We start from the raw sequence: 26761 nt of genomic DNA, 5'->3' as shown, positions 1-26761 counted from the left end.
CGGGAGTCTCGTCCTTTCCCTCGGCGCGAGCCTTCTCCGCGATGGCGTCTTCCATGTAGCCGATGAAGGCGGTCTCCAGGCTGTCCGCGTTCCGGGCCTCGATGAGCTTCTGGGGGCTGTCCGCCGCCAGCACCTTGCCCGCGTTCATGAGGGAGATGCGGTCGCAGCGCATCCCCTCGTTCATGAAGTGCGTGGTCACGAAGATGGTGACGCCCTGCTTGCGAGACAGGTCGATCAACAGCTCCCAGAAGCTGTCCCGGGCGACCGGATCCACTCCCGACGTGGGCTCGTCCAGGATGAGGATCTGCGGCCCGTGCAGCACGGCGACGGCCAGCGAGAGCCGCTGGCGCAGGCCCATGGGCAGGTCTCCGGCCAACGCCTCCAGGTGCGCGCCCAGCCCGAACCGCTCGACCAGCTCGTCGATGCGCGCCTTCGCCTTGTCTGGAGGCAGGTGGTAGAGCCGGGCGTGCAGGACCAGGTTCTGCTGAACGCTCAGCTCGCCGTAGAGCGAGAACGCCTGCGTCATGTAGCCCAGGTTCTTGCGCACCTCCATGCTGCCTGCGTCCACGGAGCTGCCGAAGAGCTTCGCCGTGCCCTCCGTGGGAGGCAGAAGGCCGGTCAGCATCTTCATGGTCGTGGACTTGCCGCAGCCATTGGAGCCCAGGAAGCCGAAGATTTCACCGCGCTCGATGGACAGGGTGACGTGGTCGACGGCGGTGAAGGTCCCGAAGCGGCGGGTCAGCCCGTGGGCCTCGATGGCCAGCTCCGCGTTGCCCGGCGGACGGGGCGGGATGGTGATCTCCTTGTGGCCCCTGCGCTTCTCCTCGGGCAGCAGCGCGATGAAGCACTTCTCCAGGTCCTGGGTGCCCGTGCGCTCCATCAGCTCCGCGGGAGTCCCCGTCGCCAGCACGCGGCCCGCGTCCATGGCCACGATCCAATCCCACTGCTGCGCCTCGTCCATGTACGCCGTGGAGATGATGACGCTCATGCCAGGGCGCCCGGCGCGGATCTCGTCGATGAGCGTCCAGAACTGCCGACGGGAGAGCGGATCCACGCCGGTGGTGGGCTCATCGAGGATGAGCAGGTCCGGGTCGTGCACCAGCGCGCCGCACAGCCCCACCTTCTGCTTCATGCCGCCGGAGAGCTTGCCGGCGGGACGCTCCGCGAACTTTCCCAACCCGGTGGCCGCGAGCAGCTCCGGGACGCGCACCTTGCGCTCCTCGGGGGACAGCCCGAAGAGCCGGGCCATGAAGTCCACGTTGTCGTAGACGCTGAGCTCCAGGTAGAGGTTCTTGCCCAGGCCCTGCGGCATGTACGCGATGCGCGGGCCCACGTCGCGCCGGTGCCGGGCGTCCGCGATGTCCCCGTCCAGGACCATCACGCGCCCCTGCTGCATCTTCTTGGCGCCCGCGACCAGGGCCATCAGCGTGGACTTGCCCACGCCGTCAGGCCCCACGATGCCCACCCGGATGCCGCTGGGGACGTCGAGCGAGATGCCGTCGAGCGCGACGGCCTTGCCGTAGCGGTGGGTTACGTCCTGGATGGAGACCACGAGCCGGCTGCTGGAGCCGACTGGCGACCCTGGAGACACGGATGAGACCATGGCTGGGCCCTCCCTTGTCGCCGGGCTAGTGGGGTTCGGATTCCGCGGTGACGACGTTCTGAAGCCGGGAAGGCCATGCGGCCTCAGGGTCCACCTTCACGTAGCCGACGCCACGAATGCCGGTCTTGATGCGCTCGACGTAGCGGCTGGCCAGCTCGCGGGGGACCTGGAGCTTCAAGCGGAACACCAGCTTCTCCCGCTCGCTCTTCGTCTCCACCTGCTTGGGCGTGAACTGCGCTTCGGGTGAGACGAAGGACACGTAGCCAGGGATTGAACGGTCGGGCTCGAAGTCGACGGTGAGGCGCGCCTCGGAGCCAATCTTCACGCGGGCGGCCTCGCTCGCGGGCAGGAAGATCTCCATGAAGACGTCCTCCAGGTTCACGAGCGTCAGCGCCGGTCCGCCGGGCGACAGCACCTCGCCGGGCTCGGCGAGGCGGTAGAGGACGCGGCCCGTCACCGGAGACTTGAGCGTCGCGTCGGCGATGCGCGTTTGAATCGTCGCCGCGTTGGCTCGCGCCACTTCGATCTCCTCCCGCGAGGTCTTCAGCGTGGCCTCTGCTTCCGCCAGGCTGGCCCGGGCGGTCTCCAGCTGGCTCGCCCGAACGTCCACGTCCCGCTGCGAGCCGGCGCCTTGCGACACCAGCCTCCGGGAGCGCTCGGCCTCGATGGTGGCGAGCTCGATTTCACTCTTCGTTTTGACGATGCCCGCCTCGGCCACCGCCAGCTTCTCCTGCGTGGCCGCGACGTTCGCGTTGGCCTCCGCCAGGCTGGACTCCAGCGTGGTGGTGTCCAGGTGCACCAGCACCTGCCCTGGCTTGACGAGGTCGCCTTCGTTGACGAGGACCTCCTTCACCCGCAGGGGCTCCTTCGCGGAGACATCCGCCAGCTTCGACTCGATGCGGCCGTTGCCCGCGACGATTCCCTCCGGCAGCGCGGACTTCTTCCCCTTCCAATACTTGAAGCCGATGAACGCGATGATCGCGAGGGCGACCAGCCCAATGACCCACTTGTATTTCCCTTTCGGCTTCCAGGGCATGGCGGACTCTCTATGGCTTGACGGGTTGCGAGACCGTCTTGGTTTCTTGCGTCCGCGGCTTGGACAGCATGTCGCCCCAGTGGGTCCGCTGCTCCATCTCCGCCTGCATCGGCTCTGGCACGATGGGCTGGTCGCGGCGGACCTCCCAGCCTCCGCCCAGCGCCTTGTAGAGGGCGACCAGGTTCGTGGCGATGGAGGAGCTCGTCTGGGCCAGGTTGTTCTGCTGTTCCAGGAGCGACCGTTGCGCGTCCAGCACGCGCTGATAATCCACGGCGCCTTCGCGGTACTGCACCAACGCGAGCTCCACCGACCGCTGCGCGGACTTCACCGCGGCCTGCTGGAAGGTCATGGCCTGCTGGGCGTGGATGAACCCCGTCAGGGCGTCCGCTACCTCCTGGGCCGCCTTGAGCACCGTGTGGCGGTAGTTGACGAGCAATTGCTGGAACCGCGCGTCCTCGACCCGCACCCCGTTCTTCAGGCGGCCGTAGTTCAGGAAGGGAAAGACGATCCGGGGGCCCACGGAATAGAAGAGGCTGCCCAGGGAGAAGAGATTGCCGGAGGCCGCGGCACTGGTGCTCGCCTGGAGCCCGACTGACCCGAAGAGGGAGAAGCTCGGGTAGAGCTCCGCCTCGGCGATGCCGATCCGGGCGCACTGCGCGGCGGCATACAACTCAGCGCTGCGGACATCCGGGCGTCGCCGCAGGATTTCAGCCGGCATGCCGAGGGCCACTGTCGCGGGCGCCACCGGAATCTGCTTGGGGCCCGCCAGCAGCGCCTCCACCTCGCCCGTGGGCTGGCCCAGGAGCGTGCTCATGGCGTTGCGAGCCTGCTCCAGCCCGGCTTCCAACTGGGGGATGGTGGCCCGGGTGCTCTCCAGCAGGGTCGAGGCCTGCGTCACATCCAGCTCCGAGGTGACACCGTTGCTGAAGCGCGACTCGGCGATCCGGTAACCCTCCTCCTGGATCCGCACGTTCTCCCGCGCCTGTTCGATGAGCACCTCGTACGTGCGGACCAGGACATAGGTGCGCGCGACCTCCGCGGTGAGCGAGACGAGCGAGGACTGGTAGTCCGCCACCGACCCGAGCAGGCCCGCGGCCCCCGCCTCCACGCCCCGCCGGTACTTGCCCCAGAAGTCCACCTCCCACAGCGCGTCGAAGCCCAGCTGGTACTCCAGGAAGTGACGGTCGATGGAGCCCAGGTTCTGCAAGTTGATGGGGTTGGCCGCGGCGGAGTTCTCACTGCGCCCCACCGCGGCGCCGCTGGCGGAGAGGGCCTGGACCTGCGGATACTGCCGGCCGGTGAGGATGGCCAGCTGGGCGCGCGCCTCGACGATTCGCAGCCCCGAAATCTGCAGCGGCAGGTTCTGCCTGGCGGCGAGCTCGACGAGCCGGTCCAGCGAGGGATCGCCAAACGACTTCCACCATTGGGTGTCGACCGCGCCCTGTGTCGACAGGCGCGGGTCGCCCTGGGTGCGCCACTCCTTCGCGACCGTGGCCTCGGGCTTCTTGAAGTCGGGGCCGACCGCGCACCCGGCGAGGACGCTGAACAGGGATACGGTGCCGACGAAGGATTTCATCCCCTGCATGGCGTTGGCCGTCCCCCGCATCCGTTACACCTCGATGGGTGGGCAGAGTCCGCATGGGGTGACGCACGCGGAAGTACGAGCCGTGCGAATGCCCCAGGGGGCAGTGTTCGATGTCCGCCGGCCCATGCCAGCCACCGACCCGGGGACGGCGTGGCTGTCATCCGCCGCACCGTGCGCACGTCTGACATTGCGCGTGCCGGGGGGCCGCACAACCCTATGGCCATGGCACAGGACACCCCAAAAGAGCCCCTGAAGCGCAAGGCCTATACCCAGGAGCTCCGCAAGCTCCAGTCCCAGCTCTGCCAGCTTCAGGAGTGGGTCAAGCACGCGCAGATGCGTGTCATCGTGGTGTTCGAAGGCAGGGATGCGGCGGGGAAGGGCGGAACGATTCGCGCCATCACCGAACGGGTGAGTCCCCGGGTGTTTCGCGTGGTGGCCCTCCCGGCGCCTTCGAGCCGCGAGAAGTCCCAGATGTACCTGCAGCGGTACGTGCCGCATTTCCCCGCAGCGGGTGAGATCGTGATCTTCGACCGCAGTTGGTACAACCGGGCCGGCGTCGAGCCCGTGATGGGCTTCTGCACGCCTGAAGAGCACGAGCGCTTCCTGATGGGCTGCCCCGTCTTCGAGCAGTACATGGTCGACAGCGGAATCCTCCTGCTGAAGATCTGGCTGGAGGTCGGCAAGGAGGAGCAGGCGCGGCGGTTCGCGGCGCGGATCGACGACCCCCTGCGGCAGTGGAAGCTCAGCCCCATGGACATCAAGTCCTGGAAGCGCTGGTACGACTACTCCAAGGCGAGGGACCAGATGCTGGCCGCGACGGACACGCCCTTCGCGCCCTGGCACATCCTGCGGTCCGACAACAAGAAGAAGGCGCGGCTCAACTGCATCCGCTTCCTGCTGGAGAAGATTCCGTACGAGAAGGTGAAGCGCGCCAAGGTGAAGCTGCCCCCGCGCTCCAAGCATGGTGAGTACGACGACGGCGCTTCGCTCAAGGGGCGGAACTTCATCCCCGAGCGGTACTGAGCGCCGTGACGAGCTGTGCCCTCGTCACGGCGCGGCGCTGCCCTGCTCGCTACTGACCCAGCACGACGCGGAAGATCCGCTCGTTGCTGTTGTCGGGGATGCTGTCCTTGTCACCCTGGTTGGTGGTGGTCATCCAGAGGTTGCCGTCCGGAGTCGGCTCCACGGTGCGCAGCCGGCCGTAGGTGCCGACGAAGAACTGCTGCACGTTGGTCAGGTTGGTGCCGCTGATGACCTCGCGGTAGAGGCGCGTGCCGCGGGCGCAGGCCACGTAGAGGACGTCGCGCACCACCGCGATGCCGGAGCACGAACCGTCCGCCGTGGAGTAGGTCTGCTTCGGCGCGATGTACCCGGCCGTCGCGCAGCCCGAACCGCCCTGGGACACCGTGCCCTCGCAGTTGGGCCAGCCGTAGTTGCCGCCCTTCTGGATGAGGTTGGTCTCGTCCATCACGGAGTTGCCGAACTCCTGCTCCCACAGCCGGCCCTGCGAGTCGAACGCCAGGCCCTGCGGGTTGCGGTGGCCGTAGCTCCACACATGGTTGCCGAAGGGGTTGTCGGACGGGACGGTGCCGTCCGCGTTGAGGCGCAGCACCTTGCCGGCCAGGTTGTTGATGTCCTGCGCGTAGGCGCCGTTCTGGGCATCACCCGTGGACGCGTAGAGCTTCCCGTCCGGGCCAAAGCGCAGCCGCCCGCCGTTGTGGAACTTGTTGCGGCCAATGCCCTGGAGCAGCACCTGGAGCGACGCGGTGTTGAGGGCGCCGTTCTCATACCGCAGCCGCACGATGCGGTTGTCGGTGGGGGAGGTGTGCATCACGTACAGCCAGCGGTCGGTGGAGAAGTTGGGGGAAAGCGCCAGCCCCATCAGGCCGCCCTCGCCGTCGGTGCTCTGCACGTTGGGGACGGTGCCCACGGACGTCTTCTGTCCCGTCGCCGGGTCCAGGCGAACGATGTTCTGCGCGTCGCGGCGGCCGTAGAGCACCGTGCCGTCCGGCAGGTTCACCAGGCCCCACGGGATGTCCGTGTCGGTGGCGACCTGGATGACGGAGCAGACGGCGTTCGCGCAGGCCTGACCGGTGGTGACCGTCACGGACGCGCTCTGGGCGGACGCGTTGGCCTGGGCGTCGCGGGCGAGCACGGCATAGGTGTAGGCCGTGTTCGCGGACAGGCCACTGTCGACGAAGGTCGTCCCCGGCGGAGAGCCGGCCACCGAGCCAATCTGCACGCCTCCCCGGAACACGTCATACGCGCGCACGCCCACGTTGTCGGTGGACGCGGTCCAGTTCACCGTCACGCTGGTGCCGGACGCGGTGGCGGTGACGCCGGTGGGGATGCTGGGGGCCTGGGTGTCCGCCTGGCATTGCGGCGGGGTGATGGAGAGCGTGGTGCTGCCCTGGGAGACATTGCCCACCGCGTCCCGCGCATTCACATACAGGCCCCAGGTCACGCCGGGCACCACGGTCAGCCCGGTGGACACCGTGGCGCCGGAGACGGACTTCATCAGCTGGCCGTCATGGTAGACGTCGTAGAAGGCGACGCCCTGGTTGTCCGTGGACGGCGACCAGGACAGCGTGGCCGAGTTGCACGTCACGTTGGACAGCGCGAGCCCCGTGGGCACGGTGGGCGCCTGGGTGTCGGCCGGCAGCGACCACTGCTGGTTCGTCTGGGCGTTGCAGGTCCAGACGATGACCTTCGAGCTGTTGGCGGTGGCCTGACCGGACACGTCCAGGCACAGCGAGGTCGCCGTGTGGATCACCGCGCCGGCGGTGTTGCGGACCCACCGCTGGTTCGCCGTCCCATTGCAGGCGGCGATGACGGCCCGGGCTCCGGAACTGGCGGTCTCCGGCTGGACGCACCACGAGCCACCGAACGCGCGCAGCTCGCCTTCCGGCGTGAAGAGGAACCGCTGGTTGTCCTGGCTGTGGCAGTCATAGATGTGGAGCTCCTGCCCCGCGGTCTGGCTGTTCTGCGCCACGTCGAGGCAGCGGCCGGACTGCGTGCTGACGAGCCGCGAGCCGGCGACCACCGCGGCGGTCTGTGTCTGGAGTTCGGGGTCGTTCTCCGGCTTTTCTCCACAAGCAGTGACGGTGACCAGGACTCCGGCCAGAAGGTGACGAACATTCATTGAGGCGCTCCTTTGCATTCCGCCTCTTTCACGGAATCCATGAAAGGCCTCAAGTGAACTCTCTGGCACTCGTCGGCTGATGTTGAGCGGCTATCAACACGCCCCCAGGTTCAATTGCCTGCCGTCGAAGCCGCTCTCACCGCCTCCGCTCTCTCGAGCCGCTCCGCGCGGAACCGGCGCAGGCGGCGGTTGCTGAGGGTCAACCCGTTGATTCCGCCGGAGGCCGCCCGCGTGAACGTGACCGTGCCGAGCGAGCCGACGAAGTGGTCACCGCCGATCGCATCCAGCACCACCTCGTCCCGGCGGGGCCAGCGGATGGCCAGCTTCCCGTCCATGACGCGCACCGTGAAGGTCATGTCGACCTCCTCGCTGCGGTACTGCCCCGTGAACGTCGCCAACGCCGTGGCCGTGGGCTTCGGCGCGGTCACGCGGATGAAGGGTCTCGTCGTCGGCCAGAAGTCCCGGATGCTCAGCTCGCGCGAGCCCGAGAAGCGCCAGACATGCGTCGACTCGCCTGGACGGAACGCGCCATCGCCCATGGGCACGAAGGCCTTGGGCACGCCCACCTGGCGCAGCGCTCCGTCCTTGAACTCCAGGCGCACCACTTCATCCGTCAGGGGGCTCCAGTAGTCGCCGGCCAGTGCCGACACCTCCGTCTCCGCCATCTTCACCGCGGGCGGCACTTCGTCCTTCATGTGCGCCCCCAGGTATACGTCGGCGACCTTCCGTGCGAGCTCCCCCGCGTCGATGGTGCCGCTGTTGCAGAGCGTGACGATGGCGACCCGCTGCGCTGGAAAGAGGAGGGACTCCGTGCGGTAGCCGCCGTCCATGCCGTCGTGGCTCACCATGTCCAGGCCGCGATACCCCGCCAACCGGAGGCCGCCGCCGTAGCCTGTCGCGGTGCCGTCGTTCAACCTGCCGGAGGTCCGCACCAACGCGACCAGCGCCTGCCCACCGATGCGTGCGTCGAGCAGGTTCTGCTCCCACTTCAGCAGGTCGCCAATCGTGGAGTACAGGTTGCTCGCGCCGTAATGGTCGGAATGGGAGTCGCTGAGTCGCCAGCCCCCGCCGTCGCGGGAGGTGTAGCCCCAGGCGCGCCGGGGAAAGAGCTCGGTGTGCTCCTCGCGGAAGCGGGTGTCGGTCATGCCGAGCGGCTTGAAGATGCGCTCGTCGGTGAAGGCTCGCAGCGACTGACCGGAGACGCGCTTCACCACGGACGCCAGCAACGTGTACGCGGCATTGCCATACAGGACCTCCGTGCCCGGTTCGAAGTTCACGCCGCGTTGCCGGCTCAGCGCCCAGAGGATGTCTGCTTCGGTGGACACGTCATCACCGCGCCAGCCCGCCAGGTTCAGCAACTGTCCCTGCTCACGCAAGCCGTTGGTGTGATGCATCAGGTGCGCGAGCGTGATGGTCTTTCCGTACGCAGGCAGCTCCGGCACGTACTTGCGGATGTCGTCGTCCAGCGAGAGCTTGCCCTCCTGCGCCAGCATCCCAATCGAGAAGGCAGTGAACTGCTTGGAGATGGAGGCGATGGAGAAGACCGAACGCGGCGTGACCGGGACGTCGTGCTCCAGGTCCGCCATGCCGTAGCCTCGCGCGTAGTCCAGCACGCCGTCGCGTGAGATGCCCACGGCACAGCCGGGCTGGGTCTTGCTGTTCCACTGCGAGAAGAGGGCATCCACCTGCTTGTGGCGGTCCCTGGGCAGGGGGGGCGCGGCCAGGGCGGGGGCACACGTGAGCGCGGCGAACAGGAACGACGACACGAGCAGCTTGCGCGGCATGGAGCGCTTCCAGGGCAAGAGGTGAACGGGGGCACCCTGCCTGCACTGACGCCACGCTGGGGGAGTGTTCAGCCGGTGGGGACGGGCTCGCGGCGAACGGGCACCCCCGTGCGGCGAGCGGGCCGTCTGTCAGCGCGGCCGGGGGGCATCCGCATTCATGCTCCCCGGCCGTGTCAGCTCACAAGTGGCAGGTCCGGTATTGCGCCCCGGTGGAGGCGGTATTCACCGCGCAATACAGCAACTTGCTGGACGTGTTTCCCCACTTGTCCTTGGCGGTGACCGAGAACGGCAGGTCCGTCTGGATGGAGCCGGTGCCCGGGATGGTCCACTGCACGGACCAGGGAGCCTGGGTCAGCGTGACGTTGAAGCCGGGGATCAGTCCTCCCGTGATGTTGACGGACTGGATGCCGCGAGGGTCGCTCACGGGCTCCGCGGAGACGAGGTACGAGCGGCCCGCGCCATAGACAGTGAGGTTGAGGGTGGGCCCCGTGTTGTCCGCCGTCACGGTGCGCGTCTCCGGCGAGCTGGAGACCCCGTTGATGTCCGTGCATTGGAACAGCAGCGAGTAATCGCCGTCCGCGCGGCCCGTGGTGTCGACCACGAATTCATAGGGCGCGGTGGTGTCCATCTGGGTGACGACGCCTCCCTCGCGCAGCTCCACGTGGTGCACGCCCTCCGTGTCCGTGCACTGCACGGTGAACTTCGGCTTCTTCGGCTGGGTGTCGTCCCGGGTGATGCCCGTGATGACCGGCGGGGTGAGGTCCTTGATGAACGCTGTCTGGAAGTTCGCCGTGTTGCCGCACTGGTCGCGAACGAGGGCCTGGAAGGTGTGCGCCCCCGCGGCCATCGCGTCCCCGAAGTCCAGCACGTAGGACGGTGTCGTGGGCTGCGCCACCAGCGTCCCGTCCACATACAGCGCATACGGGTATTCGATGCCACAGCCATCCGCCGCGCTGACGGTCAGCCGCACCAGCGAGCCCGGCTGTGTCTTGGCGAAGCTCACCACCGGGGGCGTGGTGTCGAGCGGGGCCGCCCTGGACGTGGTGCCCTTGTTGCCGAAGGCGTCCGTCACCTCCACGGTGAGGTTGTGGGCCAGTGGATCCAGGGGCGTGTAGCTGGCCTGGTACGTCGTGGCTTCGTTCGTCCGCGTGGCGAAGACAAAGCCGTCCACCTTGAAGTCCACCCGCGCCACCGCGGAGATGTCCGTCACGGAGACATTCACCTGGAACGGCGACTCGGTCCCCGCCGCCACCGTCATCGTCACGCTGGGTGGCGTGTTGTCCACCTTCAAGGCGGCATGCTGGACGGAGGCGTTCATGTACGTGTCGTTGACCCGGATGAACACGTCATGGGTGCCATCCGTCCAGGTGGAGGTGTCCAGCTCCTGCTCGTACGGCGGCACGAAGATTCCGTACATGAACTGTCCGTCGGCGCCGAAGTCCACGGAGAGGATTCCGGAGGGGTCGCTCGGGGTGACGGAGTAGCGGGGCTGCTTCGGCGAACCGGAGCGGAGGAAGGAGAAGGTGGGCGCCTGCTTGTCCATCGCGACCGTCACCGTCTTCGTGGCCAGGTTCCCCCAGAAGTCCCATGCCTGCAGTTGGATGGAGTGATTGCCATGGGCCAGCGCGGCGCCCGGCAGGACCTGCGTGAACGTCCATCCGGACAGCGTCTTGATCTGCGCGCCGCCGTCCACCACCAGCCGGGGCGCGGTGGTGTACTGCCCCGGCACTTCGGCGTCGGTGATGGTGCCGGTGCATTCGATGTCCTGGTTCACCTGCCGGCAGCTCAGCGTCGTCTGCGGAGGCACCGAGTCCGGCGCGTAGCCGACGTTGACGGCCGCGAACGCCCGGGCCACGGTCTTCATCCGGTTGCCATTCAGCACGCCGTCCCGCGCGGTCGCCGCCGCGAGCGCCGCCTGGCGGGCCTGCAGGTAGTCCGAATCCAACGGCATCAACTGAACCGCCTGCCCCCAGATGCGCAGCGCTTCCGCGGGCCCCAGGCCGCTGAACCCTTCGGGGACCAGCCAGCAGTGCCACGGGCTTGAGGTCTGCGCGCTGCAACCATAGGCCAGCAGCAGGAACATCCGGCTCAGGGGGCCCCCGGAGTAGTGCTCGTCCGCCTGACCGATGGAGTCGAACCACTCCGGATACAGGGGCGCCAGGAGGCTGCGGGACGTGGTGCCCGTCTCCTCGCCCATGGTGAGGTTCGAGGGCTTCACCGCCACCCCATCGATGTTCGTCGACGTCGACGACGTCCGCTTCGCGTCGCGCAGCAGCTCGGTGACGAAACCAAAGATGTCCCCCGTGCCCTCGTTCAGCCCGGCCCGCTCCGAATGCTCCGTTGGGACATCCGAGGGGTCGCCCGCCAGCTCCCGGCCGAAGAAGTCATGGGCCATCTCGTGGGCCACGATGTCCGTGGTCGTGAGCGAGGTCTTGGCGTTTTCGCTGAGGGAGCGGTAGCCGAACCGGAGCGTCGGATTGCGCAGTCCGGGGAGATAGTAGGCGTTCTCTGCGTTGGCGTGCACCTGGACGTCGAAGGGTGTGCCGTCCCCCGTCGGGCCCGCGCGCCCCAGGAAGGTCTCGTAGACGGACCACGCCAGGCCCACGGCGTGGTAGGCGTCCACCGCCGCGGTCTCCCCGTTGGTCCCGAGCGTGCCTCCTCCGCTGTAGCGGAGCCCGTCACCCAGGATCAGGTCCGGGGTGTAATAGAGCTGCCAGGTGCCGCCCCGCCCCTGCGGGACAAAGGCGTAATAGTCATTGTTGTACATGTCCCGCAGCCGGGTGGCCCCGCCAAAGGTTTCGGAGAACACGGACATGTTGACCGCTCCCGCGAAGTAACCCGTGCCCCGGGCCTTCTTGAACGTCCCCTGCACGCCCGTGTGTTCGAGCGGATCCAGGCGCAGCACCTCTCCGCTGCGTGCATCCACCTGCGCGCTCCAGCGCCTCGACACGTCCCCGTCCGCGCCGAGCTTGAGCAGGTAGATGAGCCGGAGGCCCGTCACCACCCGCTCGAAGTCCTCGGCGTTCCGGGGACCGGCGAAGCGCGGGGCGGCCGCGTCCTTCCGGAGCTGGCGCACCTCCGTGGGCAGGAGCACGAGCCGCGCGGACTCCACCTTCGCGGTGGCGTCCTTCAGGGCCGCGAGCGCGGCGTCCCGGGCCTGGGCCTCGGTGAGCCGGGCCTTCGTCTCCACGGTCCCCGTGGGCTGGAACCGGGCGTTGGAGAAGAAGGTCTGGCCCAGCGCTGACTTCGCTTCCAGGCCCCAGACCGGCACGCCCCGGAAGTGGAGCGTCTGCCGCACCCCCTTCGCATCCGGTATCAGTGCGACATCCCGGAGGTCGAAGCCGCGCTCCGCGACCAGTTGCTCGGCCCGCGTCCGGGCCTGGGCCTGCGCGGGCTCCGGAGCGTCTTCCGACGACGTGGGACCACAACTGAGACACAACAAAACAAGGCTGCCCCGCAGCCAGGAACGCATTTGCATGGAACTCCCCCTCTGCTGGACTCGTGAAGACATCCAACACCTGTGATTGCATGAATTGCTGCTTTCATGCAATCCCACCCATGGCGAGGGGGGACCTGGCTACTTCTTGGCGCCGCGGCCCTTGAACAGCTTCTGACCCAGGGTGAAGAGCACCACCAGCAGGGCGCCGGCGCCCAGGCCCACCGCGGCGTTGAGCAGCATGGGGGCGAGCCCGCCCAGGACGCTGCCCACGCCCGGGACGCGCCCGGCCCACGCGGTGAGGGACTCCTCCGCGTGGTGCAGGCCGGAGATGCCGTGCACGAGGATGCCGCCGCCCACCAGGAACATGGCCGCGGTGCCCGCCACGGAGAGGAACTTCATCAGCCACGGCGCCGCGCGGAGGATTCCCCTGCCCAGGCCCTGCGCGAAGCCACTGCCCTTGCGGCTGAGGTACAGGCCCGCGTCGTCCAGCTTCACGATGCCCGCCACCAGCCCGTACACGCCCACCGTCATGATGAGGGCAATGCCCACCATCACCGAGACCCGGGTGGCGAAGTCCGCCGTCGCCACGGTGCCCAGCGTGATGGCGATGATCTCCGCGGAGAGGATGAAGTCCGTGCGCACCGCGCCCTTGATCTTGTCCTTCTCCAGGGCCACCCGGTCCAGGTTCGGGTCCTCCAGCGTCTTGCGCAGCTCGGCGTTGTGCGCCTCGTCCTCTTCCTTGCCGTGCAGGAGCTTGTGCGCCAGCTTCTCCGCGCCCTCGAAGCAGAGGAAGGCGCCGCCCACCATCAGGAGCGGCGTCACCAGCCAGGGCGCCAGCGCGCTGATGGCCAGCGCGGCCGGCACCAGGATGGCCTTGTTGACCAGCGAGCCCTTCGCCACCGCCCACACCACGGGCAGCTCGCGGTCCGCGTTCACGCCCGTCACCTGCTGCGCGTTGAGCGCCAGGTCGTCGCCCAGCACCCCCGCCGTCTTCTTCGCCGCCACCTTCGTCAGGATGGAGACGTCATCCAGGATGGTGGCGATGTCGTCGATGAGCGCAATCAGGCTGCTGCCTGCCATGGATGTCTTCCGGGCTGGGGGGTGGGGACGTCACCCTGCTGCAGCGCGGAATTAGCACAGCTGGGGAAGCCGTGCTCCAGCGACGGCGGGTCACCCTCCCGGGGTCAGCTCCAACGGCAACACCGCGGTGAAGGTGGCGCCGCCGCCCTTCGTGGGCTCCAGGTGGATGCTCCCTCCGTGGGCCTCCGCGATGTGGCGGGCCATCCACAGCCCCAGCCCGAAGCCGCCGTGGTGCTGGGTAGGGACGGCGCGCTCGAAGCGCCCGAAGACGCGCTCCTGGTCCTCCGGCCCGATGCCCGCGCCATGGTCCCGCACCGCCAGGCTCACCCGGCCCTCCGCGCGCGCCACGGTGACCTCCACGGGCTTGCCCGCCCCGAACTTGAGGGCGTTGTCCAGGAGGCTGTCGAGCAGCTGCTCCAGCCTCGCGCCGTCATAGCTCCCCACCACCGGCAGGGGCGCCTCCAGGGTGAGGGCGCAGTCCGCGCGCAGGGCCTTCTCCCGCGACCGCGCCACGACCGTGGCCGCGAGCTCCGCCAGGTCGACCTCCCGACGTGAGAGGTCCAGCGGTCCGGTGACGAACTCCGACACGTCGACCAGCTGCTCCACCAGTCGCGCCAGGCGCTGGAGGTGCTTCTGCGTCGTCCGCGCCTTGAGCCGCGTGGCTTCCGGGTTCGCGTCCGGAGCCTCGCTGTCCAGGCCTCGCACCAGGGACTGGATGCTGAGCGACAGGGCGCTCACGGGCGTGCGCAGCTCGTGGCTGGCGAGCCGCAGGAAGTCGTCCCGCGTCCGCACGGACTCGCGCAGCGAATCCTTCTCCACCTCGTTGCGGACCACCTCCCGGCGCACGCGAGCCATGTCCAGCTGGGTGCGCACCCGCACCAGCAGCTCGCGCGCGGAGAAGGGCTTCACCAGGTAGTCATCCGCGCCACTTCGCAGGCCCTCCACCGTGGCCTCGTCGCCCGCCCGCGCGGACAGCAGGATGATGGGGATGGCGCGCGTGCGTTCGTCGGCGCGCAGCTCCCGCACCAGGCCAAAGCCATCCAGCACCGGCATCATCACGTCGGAGAGGATGAGGTCCGGCGGCCGGGCGCGCGCCTGCTCCAGCGCCTCCTGACCGTTCCTGGCGGCCTCCACGTGCGGGAAGACGTGCTTGAGCAGACCCGTGACGTAGGCGCGCAGGTCGGCGTTGTCGTCCACCAGGAGGATGCGGGACCGCGCAAGCTCCGCGGAGACCTCTGGCGAGAGCGACGCGGCCGCGGGTGGCGCCTCGATGTCCGTGACGCTGACGTCCGTGGACCAGCGGCGCGCCTCCTCCACGAAGGGGATGGCGCCCGTGGGGACCGGCCCTGGCCGGAAGGTGCGCTCGACGCGCTCCGAGGGCAGGTGCTCCGTCCCCCGCGGCAGCCGCAGGGTGAAGGTGGTGCCCTTTCCCAGCTGGCTCGTCACCGCGACGCTGCCCCCGTGCAGTTTCATCAGCTCCTGCACCAGCGCGAGTCCGATGCCCGTCCCCTCGTGGCTGCGGCCCTGGGTGACCCGGACGCGGTAGAAGCGCTCGAAGACGCGCGGGAGCTCTTCCTCGGGGATGCCCACCCCCGTGTCCTCCACGCGAAGGACGGCCTGCGCGTCCTCCCACTGAAGGCTCACGCGGATCTCCCCGTGGTAGGTGTATTTCACCGCGTTGGAGATGAGGTTGAGGACAACCTTCTCCCACATCTCCGGGTCGACGTAGAGAGGCTCGGGCAGGGGCGGACAGTCCACCACCAGCCGCAGGCCCGCGCTCTCCACCGCGGACTGGAAGGCGCTCGCGAGGTTCGTGGTGAAGACAGACAGGTCCACGGGCACGTAGCGGGCCTGGGCCCGTCCCGCCTCCATCCGGGAGAAGTCGAGCAGGGTGTTGACCATCTTGTAGAGCCGCAAGGCATTGCGGCGCACCAGCTCCAGCGGCTCTCCCTCCAACGACTTCGGCGTCCTCTCCAGCGCGTCCTCGATGGGGCCGAGGATGAGCGTGAGCGGTGTCCGGAACTCGTGGCTGACATTGCTGAAGAACGCTGTCTTGGCCGCGTCCAGCCGGGACAGCTCCTCCGCCCGCTGCTTCTCCTGCTCATAGGCGCGGGCGCTGGCGATGCTGGCGCTGAGCTGCCGCGCCAGCAGCTGCAGGAAGCCGCGGTACTCGTCGTCCAGCGCGCGCAGGGGGCTCAGGCCGGCCACGAGCACCGCCGTGGTCTCCGTCTCCACGCCCATGGACACCGGGAGGACGAGCGCTCGCGTCGTGGGCTCGGGCCAGGGCCCACCGGGAAGGGGCCCGAAGCGCTGGAGGAGGTCCTCGAGCAGGACCTCCTGCCCGAACCGCGTGACGCTCGCGAGCGGCCAGGAGGACGTGTCGTCCAGCGCCAACGCGGCGGGCGCGGCGATCCCCTCACGGTCCAGGCCCGCGCAGCTGACCAGACGTGCCTGCTCCGCCTTGACGACGTAGAGCAGCGAGAAGGGCACGTCGTACGCCGCCTGCGACAGCACCCCCTCCAGCGAACGGAAGATGTCCTCGACCTTCTTGTCCAGGGCCATCCGGATGGACAGCTCCCGGAGGATTCCCAACCGGCGGTCACCCACCACCTGCCGGGTCGTCTCGCTCGCGATGGCGAAGAGGCCGGCGATTTCTCCCGACTCGCCGATGGTCGGATTGTAGGACCAGGTGAAGTAGGACTCCTCCCGCAGGCCACCGGGGCGGCGCGCGAAGTTGACGTTCCCATCCTCGATGTAGATGGGCTCGCCCGTGTCCTGGGCGCGCTGCATCAGAGGCCCCAGCTGCGCCCACTCCTCGACGAGTGCCTCGCTTCCGCGCGCGCCCAGCGTCTGGGGATGCTTCGCCCCCAGGATGGGCCGGAACGGGTCGTTGTAGAGCATGCGCAGCTCGGGACCCCAGAAGAGGATGATGGGGTAGGGCGAGCGCAGCATGGTGCTGACGGAGGTCCGCAGGGACTGGGGCCAGTGCTCGAGCGGGCCGAGTGAATTGCTGGACCAGTCATGGGCCCGCATCAGGGCGCCCATCTCTCCGCCGTGCTGGATGAAGGCCTCCTCCCGGCCCTCGCGGTGAGGGGTGTCCTTCACCTCGGAGTCGCTGGGAGCTGGCGCGCGCGAGTAGGTCGAGGAGCTCATCGAGCGCGTTCGTTATCACACGGCTCCGTGGCCGGGCGGAGCGTGTGGGAGGAAGGTTGGCCCCTCGACGCAATCCCTGGAGGGCGAGCAGCCAGCCATCCCGTGGGCGGCTACGTGCGGGAATTTCCCCGGCGGGCGGCGTCGACGCTCCAGATGCCGGATCCGTGCGCGGCGATGTAGAAGAAAACGAAGCAGTAGATTGCCGCGAGCTCGCCCTTGTTCAGGAGGGGGTTGAGATTGCCCCCGTTGGGGATGACGTGCCCCATGAAGAAGGCGAACGCCATCGTGCCGCTGGAGATGAACGCCGCGGGCCCGGCGAACAGCCCGAGCGCCACGAGCAGGCCACCCAGGAACTCGATGCCCCCCGCGCCGTAGACGATGAAGGGCGGCGCCCCGGCGGGCATTCCGCCGAACATGCCGAAGACCTTCTGCATGCCGTGCAGCATGAACATCAGCCCCGCGGCGATGCGGAGCAGTGCGTAGATGCGTTCAGCGTGGGGCCGCAGGAATCCCATGGTGTTCTCCGAGCGTGTGCCGGGGGATGGAAGGTCCCGGCACGCGCCCGTGAACCATAATGGCGGGCCCGTGTCCACGCCGCTCACGGGCCCGGGAACCTCACTTGCTGCTCTGGACCACGGTCTCGTCGACGATGGTGAGCGCGTCCACCGAGCCCGTCATCCCGATGTGCGTGAAGGCGCTGTAGGGATAGGCGCCGTCATCGAGCTGCTCCACGAACTCGATTTCATCGCCCATCACCTGCTTGCCGTCCTCCAGGGTCACCGTGAACGGGCCTTCCTGGAAGCGCACGCGCCAGATGCAGGCACCCACGCGGCCCACGCCCGTGGTCACGCCGAACCCCTCCACGCCGAAGTACAGGTCCGGGTGACGCTGGCGGTCCATGTAGTCCCAGAGTTCCACGCTGCTCCACCGCCACCAGTTGTGCGGAAGCATCATGGCCGTCGGCTCGCCCTGGTAGCGCACGTTGATGGTGTAGGCGGAGCCGCCGGGGCTCCCCGTGAACGTGGGAAGCAGCCGCATCCCTGCTTCGGGGTTGCTCGGATCCGGGGCCAGCGACAGCGTGCTGATGACCTGGTCCTGGTTCCGGCCGAAGTACCGCACGCCTTCGCTGCTGGCGCCGAAATCCACGATGGACCGCTGCCGCCAGCTCTCGGCGCGACCCATGAGCCCCACGACGCCGTCCTGTTCCAGCTTGTTCAAGCCGGTGACCACCAGGCCCTTGTCGGTGGACTCCACCTTCGCGTCGCCCGTGGCGCAGTGGGTGATGCCCTCGAAGCGCTGCACACAGTTCCTCGAGGCCGCCGTGAGCTCCTGCGACTTGGAGGCGGCAACGGACTCCTCCTGCGTGGGCTCTCCCTGGCAGCCCGCGAACACTCCCATCAACGTGGCCGTCAGCAGCCGGCCCATGAACATGCCTGCGCGCGTCATTGACATCCATTCCTCCTCGGGGTGGACAGCGGAGGCCAGATGTCTGCAATGGACAGACCACGTGCCCAACCGAGACAGTCACTCGGATGGCAATGATTGCCGTGCGGAGGCTGTGACTGTTCAGGTCACAGGAAAGCTTGTTTTGTGGCGTTTGCGGTTATTTCCGACGCGCCCCGTCACGATTGACGCCGAGCTGGTTTCGCGCCGCGTCGATGGTTTCGAGCAACGCGATGCTGCGTTCGAGCGGATGCAGCGGTGACTCGGTGAGGCCTTCGGCGATGTGCAGCGCGACCGCGGCCGCCTGCCAGGCGAGCCCCTCGCTGCCGTGGATGCCAGACGGGTCGGTCCAGCGCAGCCGCTGGTCCGACCTGGCGGCCTTCAGCGTGAAGCCGCCGGGGGTGAAGAAGCGCGAGTCGATCTGGAGGCGCGCGTGCGTCCCCGCGATGACGGCCTCCTGGGGTGTCTCCGCGAAGAGGGTGGTGTGCAGCAGTGCCTGCGCGCCCGTAGGGTAGGTGAGGACGAGGGCCGCCTGTCCGTCCACGCCTGTCTGGGTGAGGGTGCCCGTGGCGTGGATGTGCGGCGGTGGGCCGAGCACGAGGTGCGCGAGCCAGATGGGATAGATGCCGATGTCCAGCAGCGCGCCACCGCCGAGCGCGGGGTTGAAGACGCGGCCTTCGGGGTCGAAGTCGAAGCAGCCTCCGAAGTCCGCCATGACGAGCCGGATGTCGCCGAGCACGCCGTCGTGCAGCAGCCGTTCGATGAGCAGGGTTTGCGGGAGGAAGCGCGACCACAGGGCCTCCATGGCGAAGACGCCCGCGGCGCGAGCGGCCCGGGCGATGTCGCGGGCCTCGGCGGCGTCGAGCGCGAGCGGCTTCTCCACGAGGACATGCTTGCCGGCGGCGATGGCGAGCAATGCCTGTCGCCTGTGTTCGCTGTGGGGAGACGCGACGTAGACGATGTCGACGTCGGGGTCGGCGACGAGCCGCTCGTAGGACTCGTGGACGCGAGGGACGCCGTACTGCGCGGCGAAGCGCCCGGCGCGCTCGGGGTCACGCGAGGCCACCGCGTGGACGCGCTGGTCGGTGTGCCGGTGCAGGGCCCAGACGAAGCCCCCGGCGATCCTGCCCGGCGCGAGCACGCCCCAGCGCAGCACGCGCCCTCCGCGCAAGGGGATGGGTTCGACATGGGGGAGGGTGGCGGGGAAGGCGCTCACGGACCAGACTCTAGCCGCGGGACGCCGGAGGCGGATGGAGTAGGGTGCGCGTCCGATGTCGCTCCCGCTCGTGCATATCTACTGCGATGGCGCCTGTTCGCCGAACCCCGGCCTGGGAGGGTGGGGCGCCATCCTCATCGCGACCGAACGCCAGGGCTACCGCAAGGAGCTCCAGGGCTCGGAGGCGGACTCCACCAACAACCGGATGGAGTTGACCGCGGCGCTCGTCGCGCTGAAGGCCCTGAAGATGCCGTGCCGCGTCCAGGTGTTCACGGACTCGAAGTACGTGTGCAACGCCTTCGCGGAGAAGTGGCTGGACACGTGGCAGGGCAATGGCTGGCGCACGTCGGGCAAGAAGGCCGTGTCCAACGCGGACCTGTGGCGCGAGCTGCTGGAAGCCGTCCGCGCTCATGAGGTGACGTGGCACTGGGTGCGGGGCCACTCGGATGACGTGGAGAACAACCGCGCGGATGCGCTGGCCGTGGCGGCCCGGCTGGAGCTGGCGGCCCGGCTCGGACGGTAGGGGGCTGGCTCCTCTGCCCATGGAGCCCTGGCCCTCGAAGACCTCCGAGTGGGGGCGCTACCCGCGCCAGAAGCGGCGCACCTGGGCGTCCGTGCGCTCCTGTTCAGCGAAGCGGACGAGGAGAGGCTCGGACAGGGTCTCCGGCACGCGCAGCTGGGCGAGCAGCGCGCGGACCTCGAACTTGCGCGTGAGGCCGAGCAGGGCCTCGCGCTCGGGCTGGGTGAGGCCGGGGTGCCAGCAGTCCGCGATGAGCACCACGCGGCGCTCGGTGCCCCGGTTCCAGGTCTCGTGCTCGAAGGAGTCGTGGAAGGTGAGCACGCGGCCCGGCTGCCAGTGCCGCGATTCCGAGCCCACGCGGATGCCGCAGCCCTCCGGCACCCTGAGCCCCAGGTGCAGCCGCATCCGGAAGCCGTCCCACGAGCAGTGCGGCGTCAGCGTGGTGCCGGGCGCGTGCGAGGAGAACAGCACGTCCGCCAGCGGGAAGTCGGTGCACTCGCCGTCCAGCGACCGCACCGCGGCCGCCGTCTCCTCCATGGCGAGCTGGGGCCAGAAGAGACGGTCGGTGCGCTCGCCGCCGAAGTAGATGGGGTGCACGGACCAGTGGCCCGTGCCGACGATGCCGGAGTCGTAGTGCAGCAGGTCCGCGTTCTCCAGCCGCTCCATGTCGCGCGTCACCGCCGCCAGGCAGCCCTCCAGCGCCTTCGCGGCCGGAGGCGGCGGGTCGCGCCACGGGTGCTCATCCAGTCCGGGGAACGGCGGGAAGATGGTGGGGGACTGTTCAGGCCTGGCGGGGGGCGCGGGCACCTGGCCCATGAGCATGCGCAGGTAGTGCTTCAGCCGCTCCAGCTCCGGCCCCGCGCCCAGGACCGCGTCGACGTAGCCGCCCTGCCGGGCCAGGTCGACGATGCGTTGGCGCACCTGCGCGGTGATTTCCTGGGGCGATGTCTGCGCGACCATGGTGCGTTGCCTCCGATGGAGAGGCGCAAGCCATAGCCCGGCGGCGAATGCAGCGTCCAGGGGTGTGGCGCTGCCCCTTGCGCGGATGACCCGGTCTCCCTCGGCAACGCCATGGGAATTATTTCGGACACGGGCGTGACAGCAGGGCAACGCCCACGCATTTTGAGAGGTTTTACACCATGAAGCGACTGTCCCTGTTCGCGGCACTGACCCTCCTGTTGACGACCCCGGCCTGCGGTCCCGCCGATGAGATGGATTCCGAAACCGGGTTTGAGACCGAGCAGGTGGAGCAGGCGGCGACGCAATCCGCGGGCTCCACGTCGGAGGAGTTTCCGCCCATCCACTGCGGCAACCGGATGGTGGCCTTCTCGCTGGGGTGTACGGGCACCGGCTGCGACAACGTGTCCATGAACTGCCGGGACATTCCCTCCAACGCCGGGTATGGCAGCAAGAGCTGGACGCGGTCGTTCTCCGAGGAGACCACGACGCCGACCCTCTTGTCCCTCGGGGTACTGGGCGACGGGCGTGTCCTGCACGGGAAGCTTCTGCGACAACGTCTCACTGGAGTGTACGAACATCACCGGACGCACCGCGACGGACTGCTACTGGTCCAGCTGGATCTCCGACGAGACCGCCCCCTTCCAGGCCCCCGAGGAGTACTTCATCCGGGGCGCGAAGTGCCGGGGCTGGTATTGCGATGACATCAGCCTCTACTACTGCAAGATGGGCTGAGTGACGGCGGACCCATTCCAACGCCACCTCGCGAGCGGACAGACCGTGCTCCTTCAAGTCCGAAGGGGCGCTGTCTTCAAGACAGAGCCGGCGGGGCGATGAGTCATGCATCGGCCTCCAGACTTTTCAGGCCTGAAGCTCGCTCGTCCTCTCCCCGATGAACCGGCCTCCCTGCTTCCTCATGGGGGAACGCAATGCGAGAGGGCATCGCAGATCCACGACAGCTCGTTCGTGTCGTGGGCGGCGAAACCGAAGCGAATGGCGGCGAGCCGGCCCTTGGGGAGGTACGTCGAACCCGATGCAATGAGGAGCCGCGCATCCCGCGCCCTCGCGGCCAAGGACTCCGAGCTTCCCTGCCGCAGCCGCAGCCAGAGGGCCAACCCTCCGGTGGGGACGGAGTACGTGAAGGCCGCTCGCAGTGCGGGACTCCTGGGGAGCTGCTCCAGGAGGTGATCCCGCCGCTCCTTGTAGATACGGCGCGCGCGCCTCGCGTGCTGTTGCAGCGTGCCGTCTTCGAACAGCTCCGCGATGGCGCGCTCGAGCACCGGGTCGCCCTGCCGCTCGAGCACCGCGCGTGTCTCCCCGAGCTTGCGAATGCACCCAGGTGAAGCGACGAGGTATCCCAGCCGGATCGCCGGTGCGAGCAGCTTCGAGAGCGACGCGATGTAGACGACACGCCGTGAGCCCGCGGTGGCCTGGAGCGGCAGCAGGGGATTGCCCTCGAAGTGGTATTCGTAGTCGTAGTCGTCTTCGATCACGGTGAAGTCGAAGCGCTCGGCCAGATGGAGCAGGTGCATGCGCCGCTCCGGCGCCATGGCGACCGCCGTGGGGTACTGATGATGCGGGGTCACGTAGACCGCCTTCAGCCGTCCTCCCAGCGCCCGTGCTTTTTCCTCCAGGAGGTCTGTCTTCAGGCCGCCGGTATCGACGGGGATGTGGACGACCTCTGCTCCCGCGAATTCAAAGGCGCGCCACGCGGGCGCGTACCCCGGCACCTCCGCCGCGACCACGTCCCCGCGTGTGAGCATCGACAGCGCGTAGAGCCCGAGCGCACCCTGGCTTCCCCGCGTCACGAACACTTCAGCACGGGTCGTGGAGAGCCCGCGTGCCTGATTGACGAAGCCGGAGAGCACCTCGCGAAGCTCGGGTGCGCCCGCGGCGTCGGAGTACCCTGACGCGGTCCGGCTGAACGCGCGAAGGGCCCGACGGTATGCGCGCGCCAGCTCCTCCAGGGGCGCGAGCCGTGAGTCGGGCAGCCCATCCGTGATGGACACGAGCGAGGCCTCGCCGCGGACCGGGCTTGCCGTGCGCGGTGGGCGCACTTCAGTGTCGGCGACCGCCAGCGAAGGGAGGAGGGCGGCGACGCGCGTCCCCGATGCGGGCAGGGTCTCCAGCCAACCTTGCGCGACGAGCTCCTCGACGGCGGCCACCACCACCTTGCGGTTCACGGCGAGCTGGGCCGCGAGCGTGCGACTCCCCGGCAACATGGAGCCTGGAGGGAGCCGTCCGCGCTGGATCTCCTGAACGAGGGCGCGAACGAGCTGCGTCTGCTGCGAGACCTTCCCGTCCCGCTCCAGGACCAGGTCGAACCGCCAGGGCCGGCGAACTGGACCCCTGGGTATCTCTGTTCTGGAGCCTCTCACGGGTCCATCCCGTCGCTAGAACGACAGTCGCCGCAATGACTCGCAGCGACCCACGGGAGCCCAGAATGACCGAGAAATTCCACTCCGCTGACTTCGATAAAACACCGCCTCGCCCCCGGGTGGTCATGCCGGACCGGCTCGCTCATCCCGCCGTGGAGAGCGCCGGACAGCACGGGGACTACTCGAAGGCCCGGAAGCACCCGGTGTTCTTCGTCGACCTGCCCTCCCATGCGCTCAGCATGACCATTGGCTGGCTCGAGCCCGGCCAGTCCTCCAACCGCCATCGTCATACCTACGAAACCATCCTGTTCGTCCTCGAAGGCGAGGGCTACTCCTACGTCGGGGGCAAGCGGATTGACTGGAAGGTGGGAGACGCCCTCTACGTCCCCGTCTGGGCGTGGCACAACCACGTGAACACCGGCAAGGGTCGCGCGCGCTACCTGGCGTGCGAGAACGCCCCCATGCTGCAGAACATGGGAGGCATTGCGCTGCGGGAAGAGGTCCCGGAGCGCGGAGACCAGCTCTTCGACAAGAGCCACGAAGCGGAAGGAGGGGCGCGATGAAGCTCCAGGGCATCGTCGCGTATCCCATCACGCCGTTCACGGGTGGGCGTGTGGATGAAGTCCTCCTGGGGCGCATCGTCGACGACATGGTGAAGGCAGGCGTCCATGCCATTGCCCCGCTGGGGAGCACCGGTGTGTTGCCATACCTGTCCGACGAGGAGCGGGAGCAGGTGGCGGAGGTGGTCATCCAGCGGGTGGCGGGACGGGTGCCCACGCTCGTCGGCGTCTCCAGCCTCACCACCGAGCGGACCGTCCACCACGCGAAGTCCGCGGAGAAGGCCGGCGCCAGCGCGGTGATGATCCTCCCCATGAGCTACTGGAAGCTCAGTGACGCTGAAATCGTCAGCCACTTCGACACGGTGGCCAAGGCCATCTCTATTCCCATCGCCGTGTACAACAACCCCGCGACAGGCGGGCTGGACCTCAGCCCCGACCTCATCGCCCGGCTGCTCCGGATTCCCAACGTCACGATGGTCAAGGAGAGCACCGGCGACGTGAATCGGATGCACCGCCTGGTCCAGCTCTGCGGTGAGGACGTGGCCTTCTACAACGGGAGCAACCCGCTGGCGCTGGCGGCGTTCGTGGCCGGAGCGAGTGGCTGGTGCACGGCGGCTCCCCATGTCATTCCTCATCTCAACGTCGAGCTCTACGACGCCGTTCGCCGGGGGGACCTGGAGGCTGCTCGGCGGAGCTTCTACCGGCAGCTTCCGTTCCTGCAGTTCATCGTGGCGCACGGCCTCCCGCGCGCCATCTCCGCGGCGCTCGAGCTGATGGGGACCCCTGTCGGTCCGCTCCGGGCTCCGTTGCAACCGCTCGGCGCTGACCGTGTCGCCGAGCTTCGCCGGATCCTCGTGGACCTCGCGGTCCTCCCAGCCACCTGAGCCTTTGCGAACCGTCATCCTCGCCACGGGTGTCCTGCTCGCGGCGAGGAGGCTGGCCAGCGGCGGTCAGTCCGGCGCGGCTTCCGTGGGCACGGCGCAGCCGGTGTCGTCACAAGTCCCCGGTGTTGCAGGCCGCTGCACACCGGACACGGGCGCCGCCTGGGCCTCGAGCAGCAGGGTTTGCAGTTCGGCGCCCAGGAGCAGGTCGTCGTGCATCCCGAAGACCTGCCGGCGAAGACGGCCCTGCGCGTCGATGAGGACCGTCGTCGGCGTTCCCTGCATGGCGTACGCCCTCATGGTGCGCGGGATGGGGTCGCCGCCTTCGCCCGGTGCGTCCACGCCCACCGGGAACTTCACCCGGTACTCGTGGAGGAACGCCCGCAGGGACTCGAGCTTCATGGCTTCGTGGTGCTCGAAGACCGTGTGCAGCCCGACCACGACGAGCGGCGCGCCCGCGAAGAGTTCAGCGACGCGCTGTGCCTGCGGAATGCCCCGGGCAACGCAGCCCGGGCAGAGCATCTGGAAGGCGTGGAGGAGGATGACCTTGCCGCGGAGTCGCTCCAGGGTGAGCGGCTCTGGCGTATTGAGCCAGTCGGTGGTCCGCCAGGCCGGTGCGGGACGCGGCGTCATCAGAAGTCCCCGTCCTTGACGTAGGGGTGGGCCCAGAGCGTCACCTGCAACAGGCAGGACTTCACCCACGCCGCATTCATCTTCTCGACGTCCTCCGCGGAGTGTCCCTGCTCGGCCAGGAAGGGGCGCAGGGTGAAGGTCACCGGGAAGATGAGCGCGAACAGGTTCCGGAAGGGCACGAGGTCCGTCGAAGGGGCTCCGTCGGTCTTGTTCTTCCGGGCCCGGTGGTGGCGCAGGCCAATCTCGTGTTGGTAGTCGAGCCAGGCCTGGTCATACCCGGCGCTCGACGTATCGAGGATCCACTGGGCGAAGCGCTTGCGGACGGAGGTGAGGTAGTCGCCCAGGGGCTTGCCGTCCGTCTTGCCGCTGAACGAGGAGAGCAGGTGCGGCTGACTCCCGACAAACCCATACCAGACGTCGAGGATGGCCTCGGTCCGCCCCTTCACGATGTCATGCGACATGCGGAGGGCCTTCACGTCCTCATCGCCGAACAGGACGCTGGCCTTCATCTGTTCGAAGTCGTTGAGGGATACCGGCGAGCGCGAAACGGACGCGGTGCCGTGGGTATAGCCGGGGATGTTGCTCATGATGCCTTCTCCTTCAGGGAGCAGAGCTCCGCCGTTGCCGTCGGCCGGAGTGGCCGCGGAAAGCCGTGTTCATTCGTGTCTGAGACGCAGGGACGTCAGCCGCGACGCATGAACTGCTCCCAGACCTCGCGTCGCGCGGACTCCGCCGCGAGCTCGTGTTCCGGGCAGTCGAGGCGCAGTTGCTCACTCGACAGGGGCGCGTCCACGAAGGCGCAGTGATGCGGAGACGCGCCAGGGCGCACGTTCGGACGGAAGTGCGTACAGGTCACGCACATGCCGGTGACCGGGACGAGCGCTTGCTCCTGAAGCATCCGGATCATCTTCACGATGCCGGCGAAGAACGCGCGCTGTTCCTCCGGGGAGAGGTCCGCGACCGCGTCCGCCATGAACTCCGGCCACGACCGCGCGCGGGCCCCGAGTGATGCGCCCGTGGCCGTGGGGGTCAGGAGGCTGGCGCGCGGGTGCCTCGGGTCCGCGGAGCGGGTCACGAGCGCCTTCTCGACGAGGACGCGGACGGAGTCGCTGATGGTGGGAAGCGTCACGCCGAGGCGCTCGCTCAACTCCTTGCCGGTGAGCGGACCGTTCGCGACCAGCGTGGCGAGAATCTGCCCCTGCGTGGCGGACAGGCCCGCTCCATTCGCCTGCTGCCACGACTGCTGCTTCATCGCGAGCCCGATCTTGTGGAGCCCTGTCGCGATGCGCGCGGAGATGGGTTCGCTGTTCTCGTCGAAGTATCCCGGTCGCTTCCCAGTCATGCATTTGAT

Annotated in this window: 21 protein-coding genes; 5 read left to right on the top strand and 16 right to left on the bottom strand. The window is 68.4% G+C overall.

All coding sequences use genetic code 11. From position 1 onward, the window contains the following. The 3 genes from D7Y15_RS19505 to D7Y15_RS19495 all read right to left on the bottom strand — a co-directional run. A partial coding sequence (locus D7Y15_RS19505; RefSeq protein WP_148712810.1) for an ATP-binding cassette domain-containing protein occupies window positions 1-1603 on the bottom strand: 1603 nt, incomplete at its 3' end. 25 nt (window positions 1604-1628) lie between these two features. Continuing rightward, on the bottom strand, window positions 1629-2639 hold the full coding sequence (locus D7Y15_RS19500; protein WP_120577221.1) for an HlyD family secretion protein: 1011 nt from the start codon (window positions 2637-2639) through the stop codon (window positions 1629-1631). 10 nt (window positions 2640-2649) lie between these two features. Further along, entirely contained in the window at window positions 2650-4215 is a 1566-nt protein-coding gene (locus D7Y15_RS19495; RefSeq protein ID WP_233605023.1) for an efflux transporter outer membrane subunit, read from the bottom strand. 231 nt (window positions 4216-4446) lie between these two features. On the opposite strand from D7Y15_RS19495, the gene ppk2 reads away from it, so the two are divergent. Further along, window positions 4447-5247: a polyphosphate kinase 2 gene (gene ppk2, locus D7Y15_RS19490; RefSeq protein ID WP_120577225.1), complete on the top strand. Its 801-nt coding sequence runs from the start codon at window positions 4447-4449 to the stop codon at window positions 5245-5247. A gap of 49 nt (window positions 5248-5296) precedes the next feature. Here the strand turns inward: ppk2 and D7Y15_RS19485 are convergent, their stop codons facing one another. The 8 genes from D7Y15_RS19485 to D7Y15_RS19450 all read right to left on the bottom strand — a co-directional run bounded on the left by D7Y15_RS19485 (window position 5297) and on the right by D7Y15_RS19450 (window position 19481). After that, entirely contained in the window at window positions 5297-7366 is a 2070-nt protein-coding gene (locus D7Y15_RS19485; RefSeq protein WP_120577219.1) for a PQQ-dependent sugar dehydrogenase, read from the bottom strand. Window positions 7367-7476: 110 nt separating this feature from the next. Continuing rightward, on the bottom strand, window positions 7477-9150 hold the full coding sequence (locus D7Y15_RS19480; protein ID WP_121753542.1) for a serine hydrolase: 1674 nt from the start codon (window positions 9148-9150) through the stop codon (window positions 7477-7479). Window positions 9151-9328: 178 nt separating this feature from the next. Then, window positions 9329-12628, bottom strand: a complete 3300-nt coding sequence (locus D7Y15_RS19475; protein WP_158629074.1) for an Ig-like domain-containing protein — start codon at window positions 12626-12628, stop codon at window positions 9329-9331. 99 nt (window positions 12629-12727) lie between these two features. After that, the gene (locus D7Y15_RS19470) at window positions 12728-13669 is read right to left on the bottom strand and encodes a DUF808 domain-containing protein (RefSeq protein WP_120597869.1); all 942 of its coding nucleotides are present in this window, start codon (window positions 13667-13669) and stop codon (window positions 12728-12730) included. A gap of 90 nt (window positions 13670-13759) precedes the next feature. Further along, window positions 13760-16822, bottom strand: a complete 3063-nt coding sequence (locus D7Y15_RS19465) for an ATP-binding protein (RefSeq protein WP_121753540.1) — start codon at window positions 16820-16822, stop codon at window positions 13760-13762. Between the two features lie 110 nt (window positions 16823-16932). Next, window positions 16933-17337: a DoxX family protein gene (locus D7Y15_RS19460; RefSeq protein ID WP_121753539.1), complete on the bottom strand. Its 405-nt coding sequence runs from the start codon at window positions 17335-17337 to the stop codon at window positions 16933-16935. 100 nt (window positions 17338-17437) lie between these two features. Then, on the bottom strand, window positions 17438-18274 hold the full coding sequence (locus D7Y15_RS19455) for a hypothetical protein (protein WP_147476160.1): 837 nt from the start codon (window positions 18272-18274) through the stop codon (window positions 17438-17440). A gap of 151 nt (window positions 18275-18425) precedes the next feature. Next, window positions 18426-19481, bottom strand: coding sequence for a Gfo/Idh/MocA family protein (locus D7Y15_RS19450; RefSeq protein WP_233605022.1), 1056 nt, complete (start codon window positions 19479-19481; stop codon window positions 18426-18428). 55 nt (window positions 19482-19536) lie between these two features. Between D7Y15_RS19450 and rnhA the strand changes: the two genes are divergently transcribed. Further along, window positions 19537-20004 carry a ribonuclease HI gene (gene rnhA, locus D7Y15_RS19445; protein ID WP_121753537.1) on the top strand — a complete coding sequence of 156 codons (468 nt, stop codon included), beginning with the start codon at window positions 19537-19539 and terminating at the stop codon, window positions 20002-20004. A gap of 57 nt (window positions 20005-20061) precedes the next feature. Here rnhA and D7Y15_RS19440 read toward each other — a convergent pair whose 3' ends face one another. After that, on the bottom strand, window positions 20062-20961 hold the full coding sequence (locus D7Y15_RS19440) for an aspartyl/asparaginyl beta-hydroxylase domain-containing protein (RefSeq protein ID WP_121753536.1): 900 nt from the start codon (window positions 20959-20961) through the stop codon (window positions 20062-20064). A 525-nt stretch (window positions 20962-21486) separates the two neighbouring features. Here D7Y15_RS19440 and D7Y15_RS19430 point away from each other — a divergent pair. Further along, window positions 21487-21693, top strand: a complete 207-nt coding sequence (locus D7Y15_RS19430; RefSeq protein ID WP_121753534.1) for a hypothetical protein — start codon at window positions 21487-21489, stop codon at window positions 21691-21693. A 179-nt stretch (window positions 21694-21872) separates the two neighbouring features. Here D7Y15_RS19430 and D7Y15_RS19425 read toward each other — a convergent pair whose 3' ends face one another. Continuing rightward, a complete protein-coding gene (locus D7Y15_RS19425; RefSeq protein ID WP_121753533.1) occupies window positions 21873-23336 on the bottom strand; it encodes a PLP-dependent aminotransferase family protein in 1464 nt (487 codons plus the stop codon). Window positions 23337-23401: 65 nt separating this feature from the next. Here D7Y15_RS19425 and D7Y15_RS19420 point away from each other — a divergent pair, with 65 nt between their 5' ends. Next, complete coding sequence (locus D7Y15_RS19420; protein WP_121753532.1) at window positions 23402-23899, top strand: cupin domain-containing protein; 498 nt, start codon at window positions 23402-23404, stop codon at window positions 23897-23899. After that, window positions 23896-24780, top strand: coding sequence for a dihydrodipicolinate synthase family protein (locus tag D7Y15_RS19415; RefSeq protein ID WP_121753531.1), 885 nt, complete (start codon window positions 23896-23898; stop codon window positions 24778-24780). Before D7Y15_RS19420 ends, D7Y15_RS19415 begins: the two co-directional genes overlap by 4 nt. A gap of 66 nt (window positions 24781-24846) precedes the next feature. Here the strand turns inward: D7Y15_RS19415 and D7Y15_RS19410 are convergent, their stop codons facing one another. The 3 genes from D7Y15_RS19410 to D7Y15_RS19400 form a co-directional block, all read right to left on the bottom strand. Continuing rightward, entirely contained in the window at window positions 24847-25410 is a 564-nt protein-coding gene (locus D7Y15_RS19410) for a redoxin domain-containing protein (RefSeq protein ID WP_121753530.1), read from the bottom strand. After that, the gene (locus D7Y15_RS19405) at window positions 25410-25997 is read right to left on the bottom strand and encodes a protoglobin domain-containing protein (RefSeq protein ID WP_121753529.1); all 588 of its coding nucleotides are present in this window, start codon (window positions 25995-25997) and stop codon (window positions 25410-25412) included. The genes D7Y15_RS19410 and D7Y15_RS19405 overlap by 1 nt, the downstream gene beginning before the upstream one ends. 95 nt (window positions 25998-26092) lie before the next feature. Next, a complete protein-coding gene (locus D7Y15_RS19400) occupies window positions 26093-26752 on the bottom strand; it encodes a MarR family winged helix-turn-helix transcriptional regulator (RefSeq protein WP_120596494.1) in 660 nt (219 codons plus the stop codon). Between the last annotated feature and the right edge of the window lie 9 nt (window positions 26753-26761).

The organism is Corallococcus sp. AB030, from assembly GCF_003668965.1.
GTDB lineage: Bacteria > Myxococcota > Myxococcia > Myxococcales > Myxococcaceae > Corallococcus > Corallococcus exiguus.
The sequence above is the reverse complement of the archived record's forward strand: the minus strand, read 5'-3'. Positions and strand labels throughout refer to the sequence as shown.

Coding starts and splice junctions, on each gene's coding strand:
- D7Y15_RS19495 (WP_233605023.1), bottom strand. CDS start 4,215: ATGAAATCCTTCGTCGGCACCGTATCCCTGTTCAGCGTCCTCGCCGGG.
- D7Y15_RS19455 (WP_147476160.1), bottom strand. CDS start 18,274: ATGTCAATGACGCGCGCAGGCATGTTCATGGGCCGGCTGCTGACGGCC.
- D7Y15_RS19465 (WP_121753540.1), bottom strand. CDS start 16,822: ATGAGCTCCTCGACCTACTCGCGCGCGCCAGCTCCCAGCGACTCCGAG.
- ppk2 (WP_120577225.1), top strand. CDS start 4,447: ATGGCACAGGACACCCCAAAAGAGCCCCTGAAGCGCAAGGCCTATACC.
- D7Y15_RS19440 (WP_121753536.1), bottom strand. CDS start 20,961: ATGGTCGCGCAGACATCGCCCCAGGAAATCACCGCGCAGGTGCGCCAA.
- D7Y15_RS19410 (WP_121753530.1), bottom strand. CDS start 25,410: ATGACGCCGCGTCCCGCACCGGCCTGGCGGACCACCGACTGGCTCAAT.
- rnhA (WP_121753537.1), top strand. CDS start 19,537: ATGTCGCTCCCGCTCGTGCATATCTACTGCGATGGCGCCTGTTCGCCG.
- D7Y15_RS19420 (WP_121753532.1), top strand. CDS start 23,402: ATGACCGAGAAATTCCACTCCGCTGACTTCGATAAAACACCGCCTCGC.
- D7Y15_RS19470 (WP_120597869.1), bottom strand. CDS start 13,669: ATGGCAGGCAGCAGCCTGATTGCGCTCATCGACGACATCGCCACCATC.
- D7Y15_RS19485 (WP_120577219.1), bottom strand. CDS start 7,366: ATGAATGTTCGTCACCTTCTGGCCGGAGTCCTGGTCACCGTCACTGCT.
- D7Y15_RS19500 (WP_120577221.1), bottom strand. CDS start 2,639: ATGCCCTGGAAGCCGAAAGGGAAATACAAGTGGGTCATTGGGCTGGTC.
- D7Y15_RS19460 (WP_121753539.1), bottom strand. CDS start 17,337: ATGGGATTCCTGCGGCCCCACGCTGAACGCATCTACGCACTGCTCCGC.
- D7Y15_RS19405 (WP_121753529.1), bottom strand. CDS start 25,997: ATGAGCAACATCCCCGGCTATACCCACGGCACCGCGTCCGTTTCGCGC.
- D7Y15_RS19400 (WP_120596494.1), bottom strand. CDS start 26,752: ATGACTGGGAAGCGACCGGGATACTTCGACGAGAACAGCGAACCCATC.
- D7Y15_RS19475 (WP_158629074.1), bottom strand. CDS start 12,628: ATGCAAATGCGTTCCTGGCTGCGGGGCAGCCTTGTTTTGTTGTGTCTC.
- D7Y15_RS19480 (WP_121753542.1), bottom strand. CDS start 9,150: ATGCCGCGCAAGCTGCTCGTGTCGTCGTTCCTGTTCGCCGCGCTCACG.
- D7Y15_RS19415 (WP_121753531.1), top strand. CDS start 23,896: ATGAAGCTCCAGGGCATCGTCGCGTATCCCATCACGCCGTTCACGGGT.